This is a genomic window from Euzebya rosea (assembly GCF_003073135.1).
Taxonomy (GTDB): domain Bacteria; phylum Actinomycetota; class Nitriliruptoria; order Euzebyales; family Euzebyaceae; genus Euzebya; species Euzebya rosea.
In genome coordinates, this window is the sequence record NZ_PGDQ01000018.1 from 31,123 (window position 1) to 52,580 (window position 21,458).

Genomic DNA, 21,458 nt, shown 5'->3' on the forward strand with positions numbered 1-21,458 from the left:
GTCACGCGCCGAGGATGTGGCCGACCGCGAGCGCGAACCCGGGGGCCTTCCACGTGACGATGCCGGCGACCAGGGCCAGGCCGGCGAGCCTGAGGGTGCGCCTGGTCCCCTCCTGCAGCGGGATCACGCCGCGACGACGCAGGACGACCCCGAGTCCGCTGGCCGTCAGCAGCTCGGTCAGGAGCAGCAGGTCCGGCAGGACCAGCATCGCCAGCGGGACGTACGGCAGCCACGCCCGGACGGGTCGCATCGCCGGCAGGGGGACGGCCTGCGACAACCGCGCGTGCACGACGGCCAGGACGGCGCCCGAGATGACCGCGATGGCGACGAACAGGGCCACGGCGACCCCGGCATGTCCGACGGTCGCGAACACCGGGTTGTCGGGACGCAACGGGTCGACCAGCGGCCCGACGACGACGAGGACCGCAGCGCCGACCAGCGCGCCGCCCCGCCAGCCGTCGGGCAGCAGCCGACGGAGGAGGGCATGAACCAGGGCGAGCAGCAACCCGGCCACCAGCCCGCCGAACACGACGACGACCAGCGTGCCCTCGACGGTGATGGTCCCCATCTCGGTGCCGGTCTCGATGGGGCGACCGCTTCCGTCGGGCCCGGCCAGCACGGCCAGCGCCCGCATCACCAGCCGGGCCGCCGGGCCGATCAGGAGCAGCCCGACCAGCGCCCCGGCCAGGACCATCAGCGCCGCCTCGCGGAAGATCCGTCGGGCGATGGGGACGCCTGCCCGGAGCCGGCGGGCAGGCATGGGGGCGGCGTACCATCCAGCCCGGTACTCCACCGCGCGCCAGCGGACCCCCGCCGCCAGCGCCAGGAGGACGATGGCGCCGCATCCGCTCATCAGCACCATGGGTCGAGCATGCGCTCCTGCCCGCTCGGGGACAAGGACGCGCTCGGCTCCTCGGTGGGTCGGAGTCGGCCTACCGGGGCACGGAGTAGACGGTGGTGTACTCCTCGGTCACCGGCTGGCCACCGGGCGCGGTCAGGATGCGCTGGTTGGTGATCCGGAACGATCCGCCGCAGCCGCAGGGGCCCATGATCGTCTGCACGTCCCAGTAGGGCGTCGACCAGAACGTCACCGTGACCGACGTCTCGTTGCTGTCGGTGTCGATAAGGATGTCGTAGGGCGTGTCGTTGCGGATCTCGAGGTTGACGTTGGGGTAGTTGATCGTCGCCTCGCGCCCCGGGGGGTAGCGGGGGAAGTAGAAGCTGTGCGCCTTGAAGTCGACCAGCTCGACCCCGGCGAACCACGCGGCGTTGAAGAAGGTCGTCGCGAACTGGCTGACGCCGCCACCGATGTCGCTGACCAGCTCGCCGTCGAGGATCGCGCCGCCGACGGTGAACCCGTTGTCGACGGTGCGCCGGCCGACGAAGTGGTTGACCTCGAAGGACTCGCCAGCGGGCACGATGACGCCGTCGACGATCTCGGCGATTCGACGGATGTTCTGCACCCGCGACTGGCCGGCGGTGTAGTAGCTGGTGAAGGTCGAGACGGGTTCGACGATCCCCATGTCGGCAAGGCTGACCTCGGCGTCGGTGTCGCCGACGATCTCGACCTCGCCGCCGCCGGCGAGGGCGGCGTCGATGACCTGGGCGAGGGTGGCCTGCCGGTCGGGTTCGAAGCCGGGTTCGACCTCGTCGAGGACGAGGTCACCGGTGATGTCCGACAAGTCGGTCGGGTCCTCGTCGCGGGTCGGGGTCGGCGAACGGTTCTCGACGTGGGCGGTCACGTCGGGGGCCACGCGCGCCAGGTCCATCAGCGCGACGAGCCGGCCGGGGGTGCTGTCGGGGTCGGGCACGAGGCGCAGCCGTTCGCCCTCGGGGGCGTCGGCGTCGACCGCGACGTCGACGAGCTGGCGCAGCTCGCTGCGGCTGAGGGTGATGGACTGGGGACCGCGGCGTTCCTCGGCCGCGGCCTCGTCCTCGTCGGCCTCGGGGTCGGCGGGCAGGATGACCTCGCCCGTCACGACGACCTCGGCGGACTCCAGCCGGGCCACGACCTCGTCGACGGCGTCGATGTCGGCCTGGGTCACCGGCGGCGGCACGGCCGAGCCCGACACGGGGACCTCGAGGGTCTCGGGCCACGCCGCGGGGTCGGCGGTGTCGATGGTGTCCAGCGCCGCATCGAGTGCCTGCCGGACGTCCTCGCTGGTCACGTCGAGCCCATCGACGCCCGGGGTGGTGTCGATGCCGGAGGGGCGGACGTCGAGGTCGGCGTTGACCGGTTCGGTGCTCACCCCGGCGGCGACCTCGGTGAGGACCTCGCCGTCGTAGGGCTCCAGCTGCAGGGGTGCGGCCAGGGGGCCGGAGGGCAGCCGGCGCAGCCACGCGGAGATCGACGGGAGGCCCTGCTCGATGGGGCTGATCGTCCCGCGCACGTCGATGGTCAACCCGAGGTCACCGCCGGTTCGCACCAGCTCGGTTCCCGCCTCGGTGGAGAACCTGACGGGGAGGGTGGTCAGGGAGCCAGCGGCCTGCTGCAGCGCGGACGGGGCGTCGTCGACGGACGCCACCGACGTCCCGGCAAGGGTGGTCCCCCCGGGAAGGTTGATGGCCATCAGCACCCCAGCAACCGCGAGAACCGCTGTCGAGCCGACCAGTCCGAGCAGCCAGCCCCAACGCCTGCCGCCACCCTCCACCGTCATGGTGTCGTGCCAGTCGGCGCGGGACCTGCCCGTGCCACCGGCCTTGGCTGCCGTGCTGGAAGCTTGTCTGTCGATGTCCGGCGTCTCGGTCGAGGGTGTTCCCCCTGCCTCGTCGCTGGCGTGGGTGTCTGTCGTCACGTCACGCACGCGACCACGTTACCGCGTGATCGGGCCACAGCCGAACCACCACCCCCGCCGGTGACGTCCTCGGCGCGGGGCTGCACGATCGCCTGTCGGGACGCCGGCGGACGAGTCGCTGCCCGGCCTCACGGACCTGGAGGGCACGGGGGGAACCATCCAGCGGGGCCGGGCAGCACCGAGAGTGTAGAACGTGGCTCCGGTTCCGCCACAACCCGTCCGGTGGGTGCGACGAACTGGCCGATTGGCACAGAAGTGGCCGTCGGAGGCTGGGTGATCCTGTCCCCCATGAGCGACATCCCTCCTCCCTTGCGCAGCGCCGACCGCCGGTGGTCGCCGGCCGCGGATGGCCGTGGCGAACCGGCGTCGGACAGGGTCCGGGTGCGCCGCGACACCAACAAGCGTGGCCGGTACGACACCGAGTCGGTGCACGCCATCCTGGACGCCACGCCGTTCTGCCACATTGCCTACGTGCACGACGGCCACCCGATCGTCATCCCGAGCCTGCAGGCGCGGATCGACGACCACGTCTACGTGCACGCCTCGTCGGGCAGCCGACTGGGACTCAGCGCCGACACCCCCTGGCCCATCTCGTTGTCGGTCACGCTGATCGACGGGCTGGTCATGGCCCGGTCGGGCTTCCACCACTCCATCAACTACCGCAGCGTCGTCGTGGTCGGGGACGCGGTCCTGGTCACCGACCGGGAGGAGATGCTGGCCGCGCTGGACACGACGGTCGACCACGTGGCGCCCGGGCGCGCGGCCGAGCTGCGCCGGCCGACCGAGCGGGAGCTCTCGGCGACGGTGGTCGCGCGGCTGCCCCTGGCCGAGGCGTCGGTGAAGACCCGCAGCGGACCCCCCAACGACGAACCGGAGGACATGGACCTGCCGGTGTGGGCCGGGGTGGTGCCGATGTCCACCACGTTCGGCCCGCCGCTGCCCTCCCCCGACCTGGCTGACGGCATCCCGGTCTCGCCGTCGATACGCCGGCTGACCGGGTGAGCGCCGTCTAGCCTCGGCTGCATGCAACCCGAGACGCTGGCCGACCTGGCCAACCTCAGACGGGCCCGTGACTTCATGGACCGGGAGTACGACCGGCCGCTCGACGTGGCGGCGATCGCCCGGCGGGCGCTGATGTCGCCCGCCCACTTCTCCCGACGGTTCCGTGCGGTGTACGGCGAGACGCCCTACGCCTACCTGATGACCCGTCGGATCGAACGGGCCATGACGTTGCTGCGGGAGGGCATGTCGGTGACCGACGCCTGCATGGCCGTCGGCTGCTCGTCCCTGGGGTCGTTCAGCGCCCGTTTCACCGAGGTGGTGGGGATGCCACCCAGCGAGTACCGCTCCCTCGACCACGCGGCCGAGCGGGCCATGCCGTCCTGCGTGGCGAAGACCACCACGAGGCCGCCGCGGTCGGGCGGACGGAGGTCGAGCAGGATCGGAGAAGCGTCGGGCGTGCAGCCTCTCTAGGTTCCGCGTCATGAGCATCGCACTGCGCTACAGCCACCTGACCGTGACCGACCCCGAGGCCGCGCTGGCCTTCTACCGCGACGGGCTGGGCCTGGAGGTCCACAACGACGTCAGCTCCAACGGCCACCGCTGGATCACCCTCGGATCACCCGACCAGCCCGGTACCGAGGTCGTCCTGTCCGATCCCCACGGCGGACGGTCGGAAGCCGACGGCGACACCATCGCCGAGCTCGTCACCAAGGGGGTGCTCGGCATGGTGGTCTTCCGGACCGACGACCTCGACAAGGTGTTCGAGACCGTGGAGGCCACCGGCGCGGAGGTCCTGCAGGAGCCGGCCGACCAGCCGTGGGGACCCCGCGACTGCGCGTTCCGCGACCCCGCCGGCAACATGGTCCGCATCGAGCAGACGCCGTCGCCCGAACAGGCCTGACCCGTCGTGGGCACGATCCGTCCCCAGCGGGCGGGCGATCAGCCGGTGGCCACGGGAACGGCGAGGGTGACCCGACCGGTCGTGCCGTCGACCCGGACCCGCTGCCCCTCCACCAGCACCGAGGTCGCGTTGCGTGTGCCGACGACCGCCGGCAGGCCGTGCTCCCTCGCGGCGATCGAGACGTGCGACAGCACCCCTCCCCCGTCGGCGACGATCGCGCGCACCAGGGGGAAGAGGGGCACCCAGGCGGGGTTGGTGGTCTGGCAGACCAGCACGTCGCCCTCCTGCAGCCGATCCAGCCGGGTGTGGTCGGTGACGATGCGCACGGTGCCCTCCGCCGTGCCCGGGCTGCCCCCCACCCCGGCGACCAGCACGCCGGCGGACTGGGGGGCGGCGGGCAGGGCGTCGGTGGACTGCGTGTCGCCGGGGTACTCCAGCCCCACCGCCCAGAGGACCGCCTCGTTGACCCGTCGCAGGGCCGGCGGCAGGGCCGAGACGTCCGGTGGGGCGCCCTGTCGGCCGAGCACGAGCGGTCCGGGATGGGCTCGCACCCACGCCGCCTCTCCGCGCCGACGCACGACGAGGTCGAGGACCTCCGACGCCGACCGGTCGCCCCGAAGTGCCCCGACCAGCTCGTCCCGGTACAGGTAGGCGCCGTCGGCCACGGTGGGGAGCAGGCCCCGGGCGACCAGCCGCCCGGACACCTCGACCAGCCACCGGCGGAGCAGCCCGAGCGGGACGTCCCCGGCGAGCACCACCGTGTCCTCGCGCCAGGGAGAGCGGCGTCGGGCCGTGGCCAGCGCCCGGTCGAACGCCGCGCGGTCGGCAGCGGGCACCCGCTCCCGGACGGCGGCGGCTGCACGGACCGGCGCGTCGACGTCGGGCGCCGTGGGTTCCGCGAGCAGCAGGCGGGTCACCAGCAGGGGCCGTTCGGCGAGGACCGGCATGCCGGCGTCGTAGTCCAGCGCACGCCAGGCGTGATCCCGCAGCCATCCGCGGAGGGCCTGCGCCAGCTCGGCGTCCACCGCCTCGAGCGCCTCGACGGGGGTGGTCGGCGACGCCCCGAGGGCCTCCCTCGCGCCGGCCGTCCCGATGATCCGTCGGCGCAGCACCCGCATGTCCTCCTCGCTGGCCGACGTCGCGGGGGACGCACCGGCGAGCAGCGCAGTCGTGTCGGCGGGACCCCAACCGGGCACGTCCTCGAGCACCCGGTGCAGGTCGTGGATGGCCAGCATGTACGGGACGATGACCCGGAAGTGGAGGCGCCCACCGTCCTCGACGAGGTCGCCGAAGGCGTCGCCCCACGCGACGAGCTCATCGTCGTCGAACGCCGTCAGGTCGTCCGACAGGCGGTCGCGCATCAGGTCGATCCAGTCCTCGCGTTGCGCCACCCACTCCCTGATCCAGGCGTCGGCTCGTCCGGCCAGCAGCTGTCGTGCCGCGACGGCACGCCGACGCAACGCCGGGACGACCCTCGCCAGCGCCCCGAGGACGATCGCGGGCGGCGGCGCCCCTCCACCCGGCGCACCGAGGGCCGGCACGACCCGGCCGTAGCTCTCACCGCCGACCAGCACCTCCTCCAGTCCGTCGATCAGCAACCCGGCGTCGGCGAACACCTCTGGGACCGCCTCGGATGCCCGCTGCAGGGCCTCGAACCCGAAGGGCGTCAGCAGGTCGGAGTAGTGGGCCACGTCCTTCTCCCAGCCGTCACCGTCGGGCATGGTCGGGCGGACCGGGACGACCGTGACGGGTCGCGCCTGGAGGACGTGGACGGTGCCGTCGACGATTGCCCACTCGAGGTCCTGCGGACCGCCCAGCAACGTCTCGACCTCCGCGACGACAGCGGCGACCGCCCTGGCGGCGTCGGCCCCGAGCGTCCCGGTGTCGCCGTCGACCCGGTCCCCCCGGACGCGCATGTCCCACCCGACGACCTCGCCGCTCACGACGGGGGCACCGACACCCTCCACGGCGTTGATCCGCACCACGTCGCGGTCTCCGGTGGCGGGATCCAGGCCGAACGCGACCCCGGCGTGGTCGGGGGCCAGCATGGGCTGGACGAGGATCGCCAGCCCGGCCTCGCTGGAGGCGCCCCGCTCCGCCGCGGCCCGGTGGCACGCCTCGATCGCCTCGAGGACGGCGGCGGGGCCCTCGACGTCGAGCACGGTCACGCTCTGCCCGGCTGCCGCCGCGGTCGCGAGGTCCTCCCACCCGGCGCTGGAGCGAACGGCCAGCGGCCCCAGGTGGTGCGCCGTGACGGTGTCGGCGAACGCCGCCCACCGTGCCCTCGGGCATCCGACGGGCAGGACCCACCCGTCGGGCACCGCGAAGCCGGCCATCCGCAGGCGGCACAGCACCGCTGCCTTGCTGCCGGCCCGCTCGGGGGCCAGCGCGTCACCGTCGTCCAGGGTCAACCAACCGGTCACGGCGAGGCTCCTTCGGTGTCGGGCGGATCTCCCCCTCGGGCGGCATCCAGCAGCGCGGTGACGGCCCATCGGGTTGCCTCGACCGTGTCGTCGATCGACAGGCCGTAGTCGCGGGTCATCGAGTACCAGGTGCGCTGGCTGAACAGGTGGCGGACGAGCGTGCCGACCACCTCCTGCTGTGCCGGGGCGAGCTCGGGCAACGCACCGGCGACGAGCTCGACCATCCTGGCCGTTCGCCGACGATGCTCCTCGGCGGCAGGGGGCACGAGCGCGCTGACCTGGATCCAGGCCTCGGACAGCCCGCCAAGCTCCTCGAAGATGCGGAAGTTGGTGGCCGCTGCCTCCACGACCTGCTCGACGGAGTCGACGTCACCGATCAGGACGCCCTGGCGTTCGACCATGACCTCGCTGAAGTGGTCGTTCAGCCCGTCGAGCAGGTCCTCGCGGCTGGGGAAGTGGTTGTAGACGGTGCGCAACGACACGCCCGCCCGTTCTGCGACCTCCTGGACGGAGAAGTCGAGGTGCCGGGTCTCGGCGATCAGGTCGGCCAGCGCCTCGAGGATCGCTCGGCGGGCGAGGGCCTTCTGGCGAGTACGAAGGTCGGTCATTGCAGTCACCATAAAGTTGTTGCACGAATCATGCAAGCAGGTGTATGACGGATGTTGCACAGTTCGTGCAACGACTGCATGGAGGGATCACCAGATGAGCGCGCACGTCACCCACCCACCCCCCGACCTGCTCGAGGTCGAACCCACCCGCGACCGCATCGTCGATCGCCACAGCGGCATGTCAGTGGTGCGCTGGACCGCTGCGTCGCTGGTCGGCGCCTGCGTCGCCTTCGCCCTCGGGGCGGCCGTCCTGGTCTCCACCGGGGTGGACCTGGACGGCGCGGTCCAGGCCGGCACGGTCACCGAGGCCCTGCCCGCCATGGCCGATGCCGCACCCGCCCTGACCGTGACCTTCGTCGCCTGGATGGTCGGCGCGACGTTGTTCGCCCTTGCCGGCGCCGGCCTCGGCCGCCTCCACGGCGACCGACCCGCGGGTGTCGCGGCTGCCGGGCTGATGACGCTCGGGGCAGCCCTCGCGGTGCCGGCGTTCCTGGCCATGCTCGCGCTCGTGCACGTCGTCGCCGCGACACCCGACCCGTCAACGGCCCTGGTGGGCACCGTCGGCTGGCTCGCGTCGACCACCGACTGGGTCGCCACCATCCTCATCATCGGCCTGCCACCCCTGCTGGTGGCGCGCGCGGGACGCGACACCTGGGCTCCGGGATGGCTGGTGGGGCTCGCGACCGCCGCAGCGGTCACCTCCGGGCTCACCGCGGTGTCGCTGCTGACCGGGAGCGGGCTGACCACGTGGGGCTTCGCCCTCGTCCCGGTCGGCATGGCCGCCCAGATCTCCACGGGAGTCCTGCTGTGGCAGCGGGGCTGACCGCCACCGACGTCGGCGTGCGCGCCGGCCACCGGCCGTCCCCCGACCGCGGCGTGATCGGTGGCCTCCTGGCCGTCGCATCGCTCGCCGTGGTCCTGATGGTCCTGATCGGCGAGGTCATCCCGCCGGTCGTCGCCTTCGTCGCGGTGTTCGTCGCCCTGGCCGCGACCATCGGTCGCAGCGACGCGACCTGGCTGCGATGGACGGCCGCCACGGCCACGTTGCTGCTGCTCGTGGCCAACGCCCCGTTCGCGGTGTCGGACCTGTCCCACCCGGAGTCCCCCGGCGGCTTCGTCCCCACGCTGCTGCTGGTCATGGCGGCGGTGGCCACCACGGTCCTTGCGGTCGGCGCGGGCCTGCGTCGGCGCCTGCCCGTCGGCCGGGTGTGGGGCGGCACGATCGCCGTGATGGTCATCGGCGTGGCGCTGTCGCTCATCAGCGCGAGCGGGGTGGCCGAGGAGGCCCCCCTTCCCGGTGACGTCGCGGTGGAGGCCGCCGGCCTCGCCTACCCGGCGCGAGTCGAGGTCCCGCCCGGCGGCGCCCTCGCGATCACCAACGCCGATCCGATCCACCACACGTTCGTCCTCGAGGAGACCGGCGAGGTCGTCGAACTGCCCGCGGGGGCGACGAGGCGGCTGGAGGTCGACCTGCCGCCCGGTGAGTACCGCTACCTGTGCGACGTACCCGGGCACGAGGTCATGCGAGGCACGGTGGTCGTCAGCTGAACCTTCTCCAGGTCCAACACGGAAAGCTGCGAGGATGGCGGCGCCGGCACGATCGTGTCCGGCGCCCCACTCCCGATCGGTCGTCCGATGTTGGTCCGCTACGGCTACGAGATCGGGATCTCCTGCGAGGCGCCGACCCCGCTGATCTGCCTGCTGTCGGTGCACCCCGACCTCATGCGCGACCTGCGGGCCCCGGAGTCGTTCTTCACGACGCCGGACGTCGCCACCTCCACCCACCTGGACCTGCACGGCAACCGCGCCCGACGCCTCGTCGCGCCAGCCGGGACGTTCTCGATGTGGGGGGACGCCACGGTCTCCGTCGACGGCCTGTTCGACATGGCCTACCCCGCCGCGAACGAGGTCCCCGTTCCGGAGCTGCCGTCGGAGACGCTCGTCTACCTGCTCGGTAGCCGGTACTGCGAGACCGACCTGCTCAGCCAGACGGCATGGGACCTGTTCGGCCACCTCGCGCCGGGCTGGTCGCGGGTGCAGGCCATCTGCGACTTCGTGCACAACCACATCCGGTTCGACTACAGCGAGGCCCGCGTGACCCGGACGGCCAAGGAGACGTACGAGGAGGGAGTGGGCGTGTGCCGCGACTTCGCCCACCTCGCAGTCGCGTTCTGCCGAGCCCTCAACATCCCCACCCGGTACGTCAACGGCCACATCAGCGACATCGGCCTGCCGCCGGTGCTCGACCCGATGGACTTCAGCGCGTGGATCGAGGTGTACCTCGACCAGGGGTGGTGCACGTTCGACCCGCGCAACAACAGCCCACGGATCGGGCGGATCGTGGTGTCGCGCGGCCGTGACGCGGCGGACGTGGCCCTGATCTCCAGCTTCGGGCCGCACGAGCTGACCGGCTTCCGCGTGTGGACCTACGAGGTCGACGCCGCCTGAGGGTCGCCGACGAGCTGCGCCACTCGGTGGTCCAGGTGCTGTCGCGTCGGTCCCGGCGCCACCAGCTCGCGGGCCCGGTGCAGGGCGTCGAGCGCGCCGTCGCGGTCGCCCAGCCGCGCCCGCAGCTCGCCACGGGCGACGTGGAAGGGGTGGTAGCCATCCAGCCCGGCGATGGACTCGACAGCCGCCAGCGCATCACCCGGTCCGACGGCCTCGGCCAGGGCGACGGCACGGTTCAGCGCCACCACCGGGTTGGGATCGAGCACCAGCAGGTGGTCGTACAGGGCCACGACCTGCGCCCAGTCGGTGTCCTCAACGGATGGGGCGTCGGCGTGCACCGCGCTGATCGCGGCCTGCACCTGGTAGGGGCCCGGCTGGCTGCGTCGCAGGCAGGCGCGGACCAGCTGCTGGCCCTCGGCGATCAGGCGGCGGGACCAGCGCGACCGGTCCTGGTCGCGGAGGAGGACCAGCCGGCCGTCGTCGTCGACGCGCGCCGCGTGGCGGGCGTCGGTCAGCAGGAGGAGGGCGAGCAGGCCCACGACCTCGGGCTCGTCGGGCATCAGGTGCTGCAGGAGCCGCGCGAGGCGCACGGCCTCGCGACGCAACGACGGCAGGGCGGGGTCCTCCGGTGCGTGGGAGCCGGCGTTGTGGATGAGGTAGACGACCCCGAGCACCGCGTCGAGCCGGTCGGGCAGGTCGGCCTCGGCCGGCATCGCGAACGGGATGGTGGCTGCGGCGATCTTGCGCTTGGCGCGGACCAGCCGCTGGGCCATCGTCGGTTCGCTGACCAGCAGCGCCGCCGCGACCTCCGCCGTCGTCAGGCCACCCACCAGGCGAAGGGTCAGGGCGACCCGCGCATCGGGGGACAGGGACGGGTGACAGGTCATGAAGATCAGGCGGAGGCGCTCGTCCATGACCACCTCCTCTCCTCCCCCATCGGGGTGTCGCTCGTCAGCGCACACACCGTCGAGCTCGTCGTGCCGTGCTGGCTCGGCACGTCCGACGCCGGTGTCCGGGCCGCCGATCAGCCCCGCGGGATGCGCCTGCGCGATCAGCTCGGCGCCGCGTCGGTCACGACGCAGGATGTCGATGGCGCAGCGTCGTGCGGTGGTGGTGATCCATCCGCCGGGATTCGCCGGCAGCCCGTCGACCGGCCAGCGTGCCAGGGCCCTGGCGAACGCCTCCTGAACGGCATCCTCGGCCAGGTCGATGTCGCCGAACGCCGCGACCAGCGCAGCCAGCGAGCGTCCGGCTTCGTGTCGGAAGGTCCGGCCGATCCGTGCGACGTCGGGACTGGTCACTGCGAGCCGTGAGGCTCCTCGGCGAAGCCGGCGAACGGGCGCACCTCGATGGGCATGCCGACGGTGGCGCTGGTGCGGTCGGCCCACCCGAGGGCGTCGTCGAGGTCGTCTGCGGTGATCACGTAGAAGCCGCCGAGGTGTTCCTTGGTCTCGATGTAGGGCCCGTCGCTGACGACCCTCCTGCCGTCTCTATGGTGCACGACCGATGCAGACTCGGGACCGTGCATGCGGGCGGAGAACAGCCATGCGCCCTTGTCGAGCATGTCTGTCTCCAAGGCCTCCAGCGCGGTCATGTGCATCGCCATGTCCTCGTCGGTCATGGCGGGGCGCTCCTGGGTGGGGTCCATGTGGACGCTGAGCATGTAGTGGGGCATCGCTTCTCCTCGCGGGTCCGGCGGCGGGGTCGTTCCCGCCGCCCACCATCACCACGTACAGGATCCGCCACATCGACAGCCGGCGGCGGGACACCACGGAGAAAAGTTCAGTCGTGCAGCGCTGGCCGTACGGTGTACGGTTCCCGCATCACCGTTCGTACTAAGTAAGGACAGAGGGATGAGGGTCTGCATCATCGGGGCGTCCGGCAAGCTGGGCCGGTACATGATCGAGCACGCGCTGGAGCGCGGGTACGAGGTCGTCGGCGTCTGCCGGCCCGAGAGCGTCGACAAGCTGGCCGATGTGGCGGACCGCATCACGATCCTGCCGGGGCGGACCGACGACCGGGACGTGGTCGCCCGTGCGGTCACGGGCTGCGACGGCGTGCTGGTGGTGCTGGTGCCGTTCGGGGTGAAGGGGTACTCCACCGGGACCGCCCAGGCGGTGCTGGACCTCGCCGAACCCGATGCCCGGCTGGTGTTCTCGTGCGGCTGGCACATCACCAAGGACGGCAGGGACCACTACTCGCGGATGTTCAGGCTGATGGTGAGGGTCACCGGGGCCATCGGCCGGCTGATCCGCTTCGTCGACATCGATGACCAGGTGGAGGCGTGCCGGCGGATCTTCGCCAGCGACCGTCGCTGGACGGTGGTGCGGGGCAGCGACCTGGAGGAGGGCCCCAGCGAGGGGCTGCCCGTCTGGTCGCCGCACGTCGGCGATCCGGTCCTGGCCAGCAACCGGACCCGCCGGACGGACTTCGCGCTGTTCATGATCGAGGCGTTGACCGACGACACGCTGATCGGCGAGGCCCCCGCGATCGTCAGCCGGGCGAGCGAGTCCGCGATGGCCCATCCGGGTTCGCGCTGACCAGGTCGAGGATCCCCACGGACGGCCGGCTGAACAGCCGCAGGCGAGGGGCACCGGCCCGTTCGACGCCCACACCGGAGGACACGTAGAGCAGGTTGCCGCCGACATCGTGCAGGCCGCCGCGCGCGACGTGGCGCGGGACGTCGGTGAAGGTGACCGGTGGCCCGAACCCGGGGATGACGACCTGCCCGCCGTGGGTGTGCCCGGCGACGGTGAGGTCGACGGCGGAGCCCGGCGGCAGGTCGAGCACGGCGTCGGGCCGATGGGCCAGGAGGATCACGAGGTCGTCGTCGGGCGCCGAGGCCAGCTCGGCACGCATGGCCGCGGCGTCGGAGGTGTCCCAGCGGATCCGGTTGCCGCCGATCCGGACCCGCTGACCGTCGACGTCGACGACCACGACCTCGTCGTCGAGGCGCTGCAGGCCGGTCCCGTCGAGCAGCCACTCGAGGCGGTCGTAGCGGTCGACGTCGCCCTCGACCACGAAGGCACCGTGGGGAGCCCGGACCTCCCGGAGGAGGTCGCGGATCGCCGGTCCCTCGCGAGCGAACGCCTCGTCGTCGCCCTGGAACAGGTCGCCGGCGACGAGGACGATGTCGGGGTCGGCGTCGAGGACGGCCCGGACGGCATCTCGTTCGTGCGGGCCGGCCGCGTCGGTCTGGATGTCGGCCAGCACGCCGATCCTGACGGGGCGGTCGCCTGCCGTGGCGACGGGCACGTCGAGCTGATCGACGCGCAGCCAGAACGGCTCGACGTGGGTGCCGTAGGTGCCCAGGACGATCGCGGCGGCAGCCAGGCCGACGGCGGTCCGGGCCGATCGCGTGGCTCCCGCCCTCCGGTTGACCAGCCCCGTGACGAGCACCGCGGTCGGGCCCACCCCGAACAGGACCCGGCTGCCCAGCGCGGCGAGCCCGAAGAACCCCCCGACCCCCGTGACGGCCACCTCCACGAGGAGCACCGCCACCGCCGCCCCGACGGCCACGGCGGCGTCGCCGACGTTCAGCCGCCGAGCGTCGACCCCACGACGCCGACGACGCCACGTCGCCACCCCGGCCCCGACGAGGACCGCGGCGACGGACAGGAAGAACGAGGCGTCGATTTCCGGATCACACCACACGCGCACAGCAAGGGGTCAACTCCCCCACCCAACGGGCCGAACGCCTCAATCAGGTCGCCACACAACCCGAGCCGAGCCCTGACCTGCGTGGCCCGAACGCCCCGAGCGGAGCGGACGACGGCCCCTGACCTGCGTGGCCCGAACGCCCCGAGCGGAGCCCTTGGCCTGCGTGGCCCGAACGCCCCGAGCGGAGCGGGAAACACCTGGGCTTGCCCACGCGAGCACAGCGAGTGAGCCGCCAGGCGAAGGAGCTCACCGCCGAAGGCGGCTCGCGTGGGCGCTGAGGGGCTCGAACCCCCGACCTCCTCGGTGTAAACGAGGCGCTCTCGCCATCTGAGCTAAGCGCCCGAGAGCGTGCCGTCCGTGGACGGCGCGGAGCAACATGGTACGGGCTCGATGCGTGTTGTCTGCCTCGACCCCGGCAGCGGGCCCGAACGGTGAGGCCGTCGACCCCGACCGCGACGACAGGCCCGGCCGTCGGGGCGTCGGCAGGGTGTCACCGGTCCTGCGGCCGACGGCCTACGATGCGGGGCATGAGCGACACCGATCCGCAGCAGCCCCAGCCGCCCCAGCAGCCCCGCGTCAACATCAAGGTCGACGACGACGAGCGGTTCGGCACCTACGCCAACTTCCTCGTGGTCAGCCACTCGGCCCACGAGTTCACCCTCGACTTCTGCCAGATCATGCCTGGCGGCGAGCCGGGCAAGGTGCAGGCGGAAGTGGTCTCGCGTGTCAAGATCGCCCCGACGATGGTGGGCAAGGTCATCCGGGCGCTGAACACCAACATGACCGGCTACGAGGACAAGTTCGGCATGGTCGCCGAGATCGGCTGACCGTCACGCCTGCGACCGCCCCGGCGACCCGATTCGCCATCCACAGTCCCCCGAACGAGGAGCAACACCGATGACCGCCCCTGCGGCGCGTTCCGCCGACGACTGGATCCTGCTCGGACTCGAGCGCGGCCCAGCCGACGAGCTGCTGGCCAGGAGTCCCGAGCTGCTGGAGGCGGCCGGCCACGACGGCCGGCCCCGCATCCGCTGGTACGTCTCCACCGACGAGGCGATCGTGCTCGGCCGCGGCCAGCGCGACGCCAAGCCCGTCGCCGGCCACGGCCAGCTGCAACGCCACTCCGGCGGCGGGGCGGTCCTGATGGACCCTGAGCTGCTGTCCTGCGACGTGATCCTGCCCGCCGGCCACCCGTGGCTCGACCACGCCGACCTCGGCGCGGTGTTCGCCCCCATCGGCGAGGCCTGGATGGCCGCGCTTGCCGACCTCGGCGTGCACGACCTGGCCGTCCACACCGGTGCGGCCACCGCCAGCCGCCTGGGGCCCGAGCACCTGCGTCCCCTTGCGGAGGTCTGCTACGCCTCCCTCGGCAAGGGTGAGGTGACCGCCAGCGGTCGCAAGCTGATCGGCCTTTCGCAGCGTCGCCGCCAGTCCGGCGCGCTGATCCAGTGCGGGATCCACCGCACGTGGGAGCCCGGTCCGCTGATCGAGGCGCTCGACGTGGAGGTGGCCCGCGAGGCCATCGAGGCGGCAGCCGTCGGCATCGACGACCTGCTGACCCCGCCGGTCAGCGACGCGTCGATCGTCCGGGCCGTCCAGGGCCGGCTGCTGGCCGCCGATCGATGAGCACCGGCAGGCTGATCGTCGCGTCCAATCGCGGCCCGGTGTCGTGGTCGCAGGACGACGACGGGTCGTGGACGCCCTCCCGCGGTGCTGGCGGGCTGATCGTCGCCCTCGGCGGAGCCCTCCAGGAACGTCCGGGCACCTGGGTGTCGGTGGCGCTGGAGGACGGCGACCGTGAGATGTCGGCCGCCCATGACGGGCAGGCCTTCACCGCCGACACCGGCCAGGGACGGTTCACCCTTCGGCTGGTCGACGTGGGCGAGGTCTACGACGACTACTACAACAAGGTCGCCAACCGGCTGCTGTGGTTCACCCTCCACCAGCTGTGGGCCGAGCCCTACTACCCGCTCGGCGAGGGCTGGACGGACGCGTGGGCGGCCTACCAGGACGTCAACCGGCAGGTGGCCGAGGCGGTCGTGGCCGAGGCCGGGGACGACCCCTCACCGGAGATCCACCTGCAGGACTACCACCTGCTGACCGCGGCACCGCACATCCGTGCGGCGATCCCGGGGGCGCGGATCCTCCACTACATCCACACGCCGTGGGTGCACCCCACGTACTTCCGCAGGCTGCCCGATCCGATGATCACGGCGATCCTGGACGGGATGGTGGCCTGCGACGTCGTGGGGCTGTCCGCGACGGAGTGGACCGACACCCTGCGGTCCTGCCTGATGCGACTGGGCAGCTGCACGGCGGTGGAGCCGACGCCGGACGGGACGTGGATCGCGACGCCGCGTGGTCGGCTGCTGCTGAAGGACTTCACCCTCGGCATCGACGCCGAGAGCCTGGCCGCGGTCGCGGCTTCCGACGACGCGATCGCGGAGCGGGAGGCGCTGGCCGAGCAGGTCGGCGACCGGCAGCTGATCGTGCGGGCCGACCGCACCGACCTGTCCAAGAACATCCTCCGTGGCCTGGTCGCCTACGACCTGCTGCTGCAGCGTCGCCCCGACCTCGTCGACCGGGTGCACTTCCGTGCTCTGCTGAACCCCTCCCGCCAGGGTGTGCCCGAGTACCGCGAGTACCTGCAGCGATGCATCGACCTCGGGGAGGCGATCCGCGAGCGCCACGGCCAGGGGGTCCTGGAGGTCGACGTCGACAACAGCTTCCCGCGGGTCGTGGCGTGCATGCAGTCCTACGACGTGCTGCTGACCAACCCGGTGATCGACGGGACGAACCTCGTGGCGAAGGAGGGGCCGGCCCTGAACGAACGCGACGGCGTCCTGGTGCTGTCCCGAAACGCCGGGGCAGCCGACACGATGACCGACGCCGTGTTCGTCAACCCGTTCGACGTGGAGCAGACCGTCGACGCGCTCGAGCAGGCGCTGGAGATGCCGGCCGACGAACGCGCTCGCCGTGCCGCCGCCCTGAAGGACGCGGCGTCGTCGGGAACCCCGGCCGACTGGTTGGCCGCGCAGCGTCGCGCCCTGGACCTCGCGACCACCTGAGGACCCCGGGCGGGTCAGGCCCGGCGGGACGCCAGGTCGGCCAGCCAGGCGGCGAAGCCCTCGGTGCCGTCGACGACGAGGTCGGCGGCGGCGCGGACCCGGGGATCGGTCTCCTCGCCGTGGTCGACCGCGACGGCCAGGCCACCGCGGGACCGCACCTCGGCGAAGGCCGGCAGGTCACCGAGGTCGTCCCCGGCGAAGCAGACGTCGTCGAACCCGTCGGCGAGCAGCCCGACGGCGGTGCCCTTGTCGGCCTCGACGGGAGGGCGCAGCTCGACGACCATCTTGCCGTCCTCCACCGCCAGCTCGCCCGCGACCCGACGGGCGGTGGCGTCGAGGGCCGCCGCGGCACCTTCCCGATCCGCCGCCCGGCGCCAGTGGACGGCGAAGGCCCGCCCCTTGTCCTCCAGCTCCGCCCCCTCCCAGCGAGCGACCTCCTCCCCCATCGCGGCCTTGGCCCCTGCCAGCGCGTCCAGGTAGGGGGCGACGCGCGGGTCGGGTTCGACCGACCCGTCGACGACCCGCTCGAGCCCGTAGAGGCCGACCAGCTCGGCGCCGTCGACGCCGACGCGTTCGGCCAGGAACCCTGCGGGTCGTCCGGACACGATCGCCAGCCGGCCGACGCGGCCGACCAGCGAGGTCAGCACCGCCCGGGTCGACGACGGCATGGCCGACGTCGCCGGGTCCGACACGATCGGGGCGAGGGTGCCGTCGAAGTCCAGCACGAGGCAGGCACGGTCGAGGGGGCCCGGGGGCCATGGCGTCGCCACGGGTCGATCAGTCCTTTCGTGCGGCCAGCCGCTGCAGCAGCGGTATGGCCGCGATCTTGTCGTCGGTGAGCTCGTCCCACCGGATGCCGGCCGGGCGGGGACGGCGGCCGGTGACCTCGATCACCCGCGTCGGGGTGACGATCAGGTCCAGCGGCGCGTCGTGGTCGGTGACGGGGATCCGGCCGACGTCGAGGACCTGGCAGTCGTGCACGGTGGTCGCCACGATCGTGTCGTCGGTGATCATCCCGGCCTCCTGGGCGATCGCGAACTCGAGGTCGGCGAAGCCGCCGCCCTTGCCGAGCCGGCCGCCGGCCTCGTCGACGGCCACGCAGCCGGTGATGACCAGGTCCACCGGCTCGAGCGCCTCGACGGCGACGGGGATGCCGTGGACCGACGAGCCCTTGATGGAGGAGGCCTTGCGCGGCGTGACGGGGATGGCGTCGGGCCGCAACGCCACGAACGGATGCTCCTCGGCCAGCCGGGGCACGGCCATGAAGACGGTCTTGCCGTCCTCCAGCGCCCGCTGCCTGACGGGCCACTGGGGGCTGTCGGGGTTGGACTTCACCGTCACCGCGTCCGCCCACGCGGCGGTCCCCCGCAGCGCCTCGGCGGCGGCTTCGGCCCCCACGAAGTTGGGGATGCGGTGGAACGCCCCGGGGAAACGTGCGGCCTCGGCGTCGACGACGGCCTGCCACGCCTCCTCGCGAAGCTCGGCCTTCGCCGCCAGGACCTCGGGGTCCCCGCCGGCGTCGTGGGCGTGGTCCCTGGGCATCCGCGCCTGACCGGATCCCCGTCCGGGGCCTGCCATCAGTGGATGCGCGGCTGGTGGGGCAACGTGGCGATGACGGCGGCCTCCACCTCCGCGAGGTGGGACAGGCGGCCGGTGACGTCCTCGGTCGGGCACTCGGCCAGCGCCAGCTCGACGAAGACGCGGTAGTGGCCCGCCTCGGACCGGGCCAGCTCGTCGTAGAAGGCCGCCAGCCGCGGGTCGCCGGCGTCCTCCAGCGCCAGGGACAACAGGTTCAGCCGCTCCCACGACCGGGCCTCGATCAGCGCGGCGACCAGCAGCTTGTCGCACAGCTCGGCCTCGCCCGCCCCACCACGGCGTTCGGCGAGCAGGGCCTTGGCGAACCGGTCGGGCCGGTCGGCCATCAACGTCCAGCCCCGGGCCCGCATGTGGGTCAGGACCTGGTCGAGGTGGCGGATCTCCTCGCGGGCCAGCTTGGCCATCCGGTAGACGATGTCGTCGCGGTCGGGGTAGCGGTTCAGCATCGACAGCGCCGACAGCGCTGCCTTCTTCTCCGCGTGGGCGTGGTCGCTCATGGTCGAGCGCAGGTCGGCCAGGGCCACCTCCTCCCAGCCCGGCGGGGTGGCGATGCGCAGGGCGTCGACCCGCTCGTCGGGGATCAGGGGGTCGCGAACGGTCAGCACGCGGTCCTCGGAGCCGGTCACGGGGTCTCCTCCACGGGGCCGCCGTCGGTCCCCTCCGACCGGTCCCCTGCCGACCGGTCCCCTTCCGACCAGTCAACGCCCATGCGGCCGCCGTCGCGACCGTTCTCCGCCGCAACGATCTCCGCAACGATCGACAGGGCGATCTCCTCGGGGGTGCGACTGCCGATGTCCAGGCCGACCGGCGCACGGAGGCGGCCGATGTGGGCCTCGGGGGTGCCGGCGTCGCGCAACCGTCGCACCGCACCGGGGGCGTGGCGGCGCGACCCGAGCATGCCGACGAACCCGGCCTCGCTGGCCAGCGCCACCCGCAGGACCTCGTCGACGTACGGGGCGTCGTGGTCGCTGAGCAGGACCGCGTCGTTGGGGCCGGGAGGAGCGACGAGCAGGAAGCGTCCGGGGTCGTCGGCCTTGACCTCCACGGCGGGCGGCACGTCGGTGGTCCCCCCGGGGGTCACCACGGTGACGCGGCGGCCGATGAGGTCGGCCTGGCGGGCGACGGCGCAGCCCACGGGGTTGGCCCCGAAGACCAGCACGGCGGCCTCGGGTTCGTGGACCTCGGCGAACACCTCGATGCTGCGTTCCTCCTCGTCGTGGCCGCCGAACGCCACGCGGCGGCGGATCGGGCCGCCGACCCGGAGGGCCTCCGCGGCGAGCTCCACGCCGGCGGTGTCGAACTCCGAGCAGCCCAACGATCCGGCGACGGACCCGTCGGCGTCGGCGACCATCTTGGCGCCGGTGTGGGACGAGGCGTCCTCGCTGACGGAGAGGACCGTCAGCAGGACGACCCGGCGGCCACGGCCCCGGGCGTTGGCGAGTGCGTCGTAGACGTTCACGAGGTCGACTCCTGTTCGGCGGCCAGATGCACCTCGGCAGCGTGCCGCAGGTCGGTCACGGACTCGGTGACGAAGTCCGAGAGGCGGTCGATGTCGAAGAGGGTGTCCCGGTCGCCGAGCAGCCCGAAGTGCATCCGGCCGTCGTAGGAGGACACCGCCAGCGACAGCGCCGAGTCCCCGGCGAGGGGGATGAAGGGGTAGGACTCCTCGAGCAGGTGGCCGGCCAGGAACCTGGGGGTCTGCGGGCCCGGGGCGTTGGACAGCGCGATGTTGTACCGCTGCTCGCCGGAGACCACCCGGGCGGCCAGGGCATGCATCGCGGGTGGCGCGTAGCCGGCGACCCTGACCAGCTGGTCGGCGGCGACGGCCTGCCGGGACTCCTTCAGGCCGGCCAGCTCGCCCATGATGCGGTACAGCCGTGCGACGGGGTCCATCTCCATCACGGGCAGCGGCGCGAGGACGCCGACGACCCCGTCGCCGACGGTGAACGCCTCGCCCAGCCCGGGCTGGTGGGTGGCGCCCTCGTGCACCCGGACGGGGACCATGATCTTGAGGTCCAGGTCCTTGGTCTCGTGCCCGCGCCAGCGCAGCAGCCGGCCCACGGCGTCGCCCACGACGGTGACGACGATGTCGTTGATCGACCCGCCGAACGCCCGTCGGACGATGCGCAGGTCATCGAGCTGGCAGGTCGCCGTGGCGAACCGGCGGTGCGGGGACAGGCGACGGTTGAGCGGCGACGTCGGTGCACCCTGCACGAGGCGGCTGACCAGCCCGAAGGCGGACTCGGCCACCGCGCCGGCACGGGGCAGGCCCACCCGGGGGTCCAGCGACTCGACCGCCGCCAGCCCCACCTGGCGGACACGGGCGAGCCGCGACCCCATGGCGTCGGCCAGCACCGCCGAACGGGGCGGCGGGCGATCGGGGTGCCACGCCCGGTTGAAGCGGCCCACCTCGGGTTGCAGCTCGTTGCGGCTGTCGTCGAGCAGGACGCTGAACGGGTCACCCGCCTCGCCGTTGGCCATGGCGAGGTGGACCTTGCGGAACATGCCGACGCGGTCGCCCTCGAGCCCGTCGATGACGTAGATCTCCCACAGCGGCCGGTCGCGGTCCAGCGGGCGGCTCATCAGCCGGGACAGGAACTCGCCCAGCTGGTGGGTGTCGCCGGGCGCCGGCAGTGCCGCGTGGCGCACGTGGTAGGTCAGGTCGAAGTCGGGGTCGTCCACCCACAGCGGTCGGCCGGCGATGGTCGGCAGGGTCCGGACACGTCGGCGGGCGTTGGGGACCTGCTCGATCCGATCGCGGAGCACCCGGACGACATCGGCGTACCGAAGGCCGGGCTCGAAGATGCCCAGACCGCCCACGTGCATGTGGTGGTTGGGTGACTCCAGCTCCAGGAAGGAGGAGTCGAGGACGCTGAGCCGATCGACAGCCATACCCGACAGCGTAGGAGGACGAGGGCCCTGTCCCCCAACGCACCGGACGGGTTGTGCGCCGATGA

At 72.7% G+C, this 21,458-nt stretch carries 22 protein-coding genes and 1 tRNA gene; 10 read left to right on the top strand and 13 right to left on the bottom strand.

Annotation, left to right across the window (positions count from 1 at the left end):
* Position 1: 1 nt before the first annotated feature.
* Together CUC05_RS20535 and CUC05_RS20540 are read right to left on the bottom strand one after the other, a co-directional pair.
* On the bottom strand, positions 2 to 862 hold the full coding sequence (locus CUC05_RS20535) for a hypothetical protein (protein WP_108668009.1): 861 nt from the start codon (positions 860 to 862) through the stop codon (positions 2 to 4).
* A 70-nt stretch (positions 863 to 932) separates the two neighbouring features.
* The gene (locus CUC05_RS20540) at positions 933 to 2,795 is read right to left on the bottom strand and encodes a VanW family protein (protein WP_157965829.1); all 1,863 of its coding nucleotides are present in this window, start codon (positions 2,793 to 2,795) and stop codon (positions 933 to 935) included.
* 288 nt (positions 2,796 to 3,083) lie between these two features.
* On the opposite strand from CUC05_RS20540, the gene CUC05_RS20545 reads away from it, so the two are divergent.
* Genes CUC05_RS20545 through CUC05_RS20555 form a run of 3 tightly spaced genes read left to right on the top strand, consistent with a single transcriptional unit; the run spans position 3,084 to position 4,698 of the window.
* A complete protein-coding gene (locus CUC05_RS20545; RefSeq protein ID WP_108668074.1) occupies positions 3,084 to 3,797 on the top strand; it encodes a pyridoxamine 5'-phosphate oxidase family protein in 714 nt (237 codons plus the stop codon).
* Positions 3,798 to 3,818: 21 nt separating this feature from the next.
* The gene (locus CUC05_RS20550) at positions 3,819 to 4,268 is read left to right on the top strand and encodes a helix-turn-helix transcriptional regulator (protein ID WP_108668011.1); all 450 of its coding nucleotides are present in this window, start codon (positions 3,819 to 3,821) and stop codon (positions 4,266 to 4,268) included.
* A gap of 10 nt (positions 4,269 to 4,278) precedes the next feature.
* Positions 4,279 to 4,698: a VOC family protein gene (locus tag CUC05_RS20555; protein ID WP_108668012.1), complete on the top strand. Its 420-nt coding sequence runs from the start codon at positions 4,279 to 4,281 to the stop codon at positions 4,696 to 4,698.
* 38 nt (positions 4,699 to 4,736) lie between these two features.
* Here the strand turns inward: CUC05_RS20555 and CUC05_RS20560 are convergent, their stop codons facing one another.
* The gene (locus CUC05_RS20560; RefSeq protein ID WP_170128075.1) at positions 4,737 to 7,121 is read right to left on the bottom strand and encodes a PEP/pyruvate-binding domain-containing protein; all 2,385 of its coding nucleotides are present in this window, start codon (positions 7,119 to 7,121) and stop codon (positions 4,737 to 4,739) included.
* Positions 7,118 to 7,729 (bottom strand): TetR/AcrR family transcriptional regulator, encoded by a 612-nt coding sequence (locus CUC05_RS20565; protein ID WP_157965830.1) that lies wholly within the window; start codon positions 7,727 to 7,729, stop codon positions 7,118 to 7,120. The genes CUC05_RS20560 and CUC05_RS20565 overlap by 4 nt, the downstream gene beginning before the upstream one ends.
* Positions 7,730 to 7,823: 94 nt before the next feature.
* Here CUC05_RS20565 and CUC05_RS24945 point away from each other — a divergent pair, with 94 nt between their 5' ends.
* The 3 genes from CUC05_RS24945 to CUC05_RS20575 all read left to right on the top strand — a co-directional run bounded on the left by CUC05_RS24945 (position 7,824) and on the right by CUC05_RS20575 (position 10,177).
* Positions 7,824 to 8,552, top strand: a complete 729-nt coding sequence (locus CUC05_RS24945; protein ID WP_157965831.1) for a hypothetical protein — start codon at positions 7,824 to 7,826, stop codon at positions 8,550 to 8,552.
* The gene (locus CUC05_RS20570; protein ID WP_157965832.1) at positions 8,537 to 9,277 is read left to right on the top strand and encodes a cupredoxin domain-containing protein; all 741 of its coding nucleotides are present in this window, start codon (positions 8,537 to 8,539) and stop codon (positions 9,275 to 9,277) included. The genes CUC05_RS24945 and CUC05_RS20570 overlap by 16 nt, the downstream gene beginning before the upstream one ends.
* Before the next feature lie 87 nt (positions 9,278 to 9,364).
* Positions 9,365 to 10,177, top strand: coding sequence for a transglutaminase-like domain-containing protein (locus tag CUC05_RS20575; RefSeq protein WP_108668016.1), 813 nt, complete (start codon positions 9,365 to 9,367; stop codon positions 10,175 to 10,177).
* Here the strand turns inward: CUC05_RS20575 and CUC05_RS20580 are convergent.
* Both CUC05_RS20580 and CUC05_RS20585 read right to left on the bottom strand, forming a co-directional pair.
* A complete protein-coding gene (locus CUC05_RS20580; RefSeq protein WP_108668017.1) occupies positions 10,156 to 11,478 on the bottom strand; it encodes an RNA polymerase sigma factor in 1,323 nt (440 codons plus the stop codon). The two genes, CUC05_RS20575 and CUC05_RS20580, sit on opposite strands and share 22 nt — an antisense overlap.
* Positions 11,475 to 11,852 carry a YciI family protein gene (locus CUC05_RS20585; protein ID WP_108668018.1) on the bottom strand — a complete coding sequence of 126 codons (378 nt, stop codon included), beginning with the start codon at positions 11,850 to 11,852 and terminating at the stop codon, positions 11,475 to 11,477. Before CUC05_RS20585 ends, CUC05_RS20580 begins: the two co-directional genes overlap by 4 nt.
* A 178-nt stretch (positions 11,853 to 12,030) precedes the next feature.
* On the opposite strand from CUC05_RS20585, the gene CUC05_RS20590 reads away from it, so the two are divergent.
* On the top strand, positions 12,031 to 12,717 hold the full coding sequence (locus tag CUC05_RS20590; RefSeq protein WP_108668019.1) for an NAD(P)-dependent oxidoreductase: 687 nt from the start codon (positions 12,031 to 12,033) through the stop codon (positions 12,715 to 12,717).
* On the opposite strand, the gene CUC05_RS20595 is transcribed toward CUC05_RS20590, so the two are convergent.
* Together CUC05_RS20595 and CUC05_RS20600 are read right to left on the bottom strand one after the other, a co-directional pair.
* A complete protein-coding gene (locus tag CUC05_RS20595) occupies positions 12,671 to 13,837 on the bottom strand; it encodes a metallophosphoesterase (RefSeq protein ID WP_108668020.1) in 1,167 nt (388 codons plus the stop codon). The genes CUC05_RS20590 and CUC05_RS20595 overlap by 47 nt on opposite strands.
* A 268-nt stretch (positions 13,838 to 14,105) precedes the next feature.
* A tRNA-Val gene (locus CUC05_RS20600) sits at positions 14,106 to 14,179 on the bottom strand.
* A 185-nt stretch (positions 14,180 to 14,364) separates the two neighbouring features.
* Here CUC05_RS20600 and CUC05_RS20605 point away from each other — a divergent pair.
* From CUC05_RS20605 to CUC05_RS20615, 3 genes are all read left to right on the top strand, one after another.
* Positions 14,365 to 14,664, top strand: coding sequence for a DUF3467 domain-containing protein (locus CUC05_RS20605; protein WP_157965833.1), 300 nt, complete (start codon positions 14,365 to 14,367; stop codon positions 14,662 to 14,664).
* A 70-nt stretch (positions 14,665 to 14,734) separates the two neighbouring features.
* Positions 14,735 to 15,463, top strand: a complete 729-nt coding sequence (locus CUC05_RS20610) for a lipoyl protein ligase domain-containing protein (RefSeq protein WP_108668022.1) — start codon at positions 14,735 to 14,737, stop codon at positions 15,461 to 15,463.
* Positions 15,460 to 16,905, top strand: a complete 1,446-nt coding sequence (locus tag CUC05_RS20615) for an alpha,alpha-trehalose-phosphate synthase (UDP-forming) (protein WP_108668023.1) — start codon at positions 15,460 to 15,462, stop codon at positions 16,903 to 16,905. Before CUC05_RS20610 ends, CUC05_RS20615 begins: the two co-directional genes overlap by 4 nt.
* A 14-nt stretch (positions 16,906 to 16,919) precedes the next feature.
* On the opposite strand, the gene otsB is transcribed toward CUC05_RS20615, so the two are convergent.
* From otsB to CUC05_RS20640, 5 genes are read right to left on the bottom strand one after another with little or no spacing between them, the layout of a single operon-like run.
* Positions 16,920 to 17,675 (bottom strand): trehalose-phosphatase, encoded by a 756-nt coding sequence (gene otsB, locus CUC05_RS20620; protein WP_108668024.1) that lies wholly within the window; start codon positions 17,673 to 17,675, stop codon positions 16,920 to 16,922.
* Between the two features lie 7 nt (positions 17,676 to 17,682).
* Positions 17,683 to 18,447 (bottom strand): 5-formyltetrahydrofolate cyclo-ligase, encoded by a 765-nt coding sequence (locus CUC05_RS20625; protein ID WP_108668025.1) that lies wholly within the window; start codon positions 18,445 to 18,447, stop codon positions 17,683 to 17,685.
* Positions 18,448 to 18,482: 35 nt separating this feature from the next.
* Positions 18,483 to 19,127, bottom strand: coding sequence for a MiaE family protein (locus CUC05_RS20630; RefSeq protein ID WP_205712462.1), 645 nt, complete (start codon positions 19,125 to 19,127; stop codon positions 18,483 to 18,485).
* Entirely contained in the window at positions 19,124 to 19,960 is an 837-nt protein-coding gene (locus CUC05_RS20635; protein ID WP_108668026.1) for an XdhC family protein, read from the bottom strand. Before CUC05_RS20635 ends, CUC05_RS20630 begins: the two co-directional genes overlap by 4 nt.
* Entirely contained in the window at positions 19,957 to 21,393 is a 1,437-nt protein-coding gene (locus CUC05_RS20640; protein ID WP_157965834.1) for a wax ester/triacylglycerol synthase family O-acyltransferase, read from the bottom strand. Before CUC05_RS20640 ends, CUC05_RS20635 begins: the two co-directional genes overlap by 4 nt.
* Between the last annotated feature and the right edge of the window lie 65 nt (positions 21,394 to 21,458).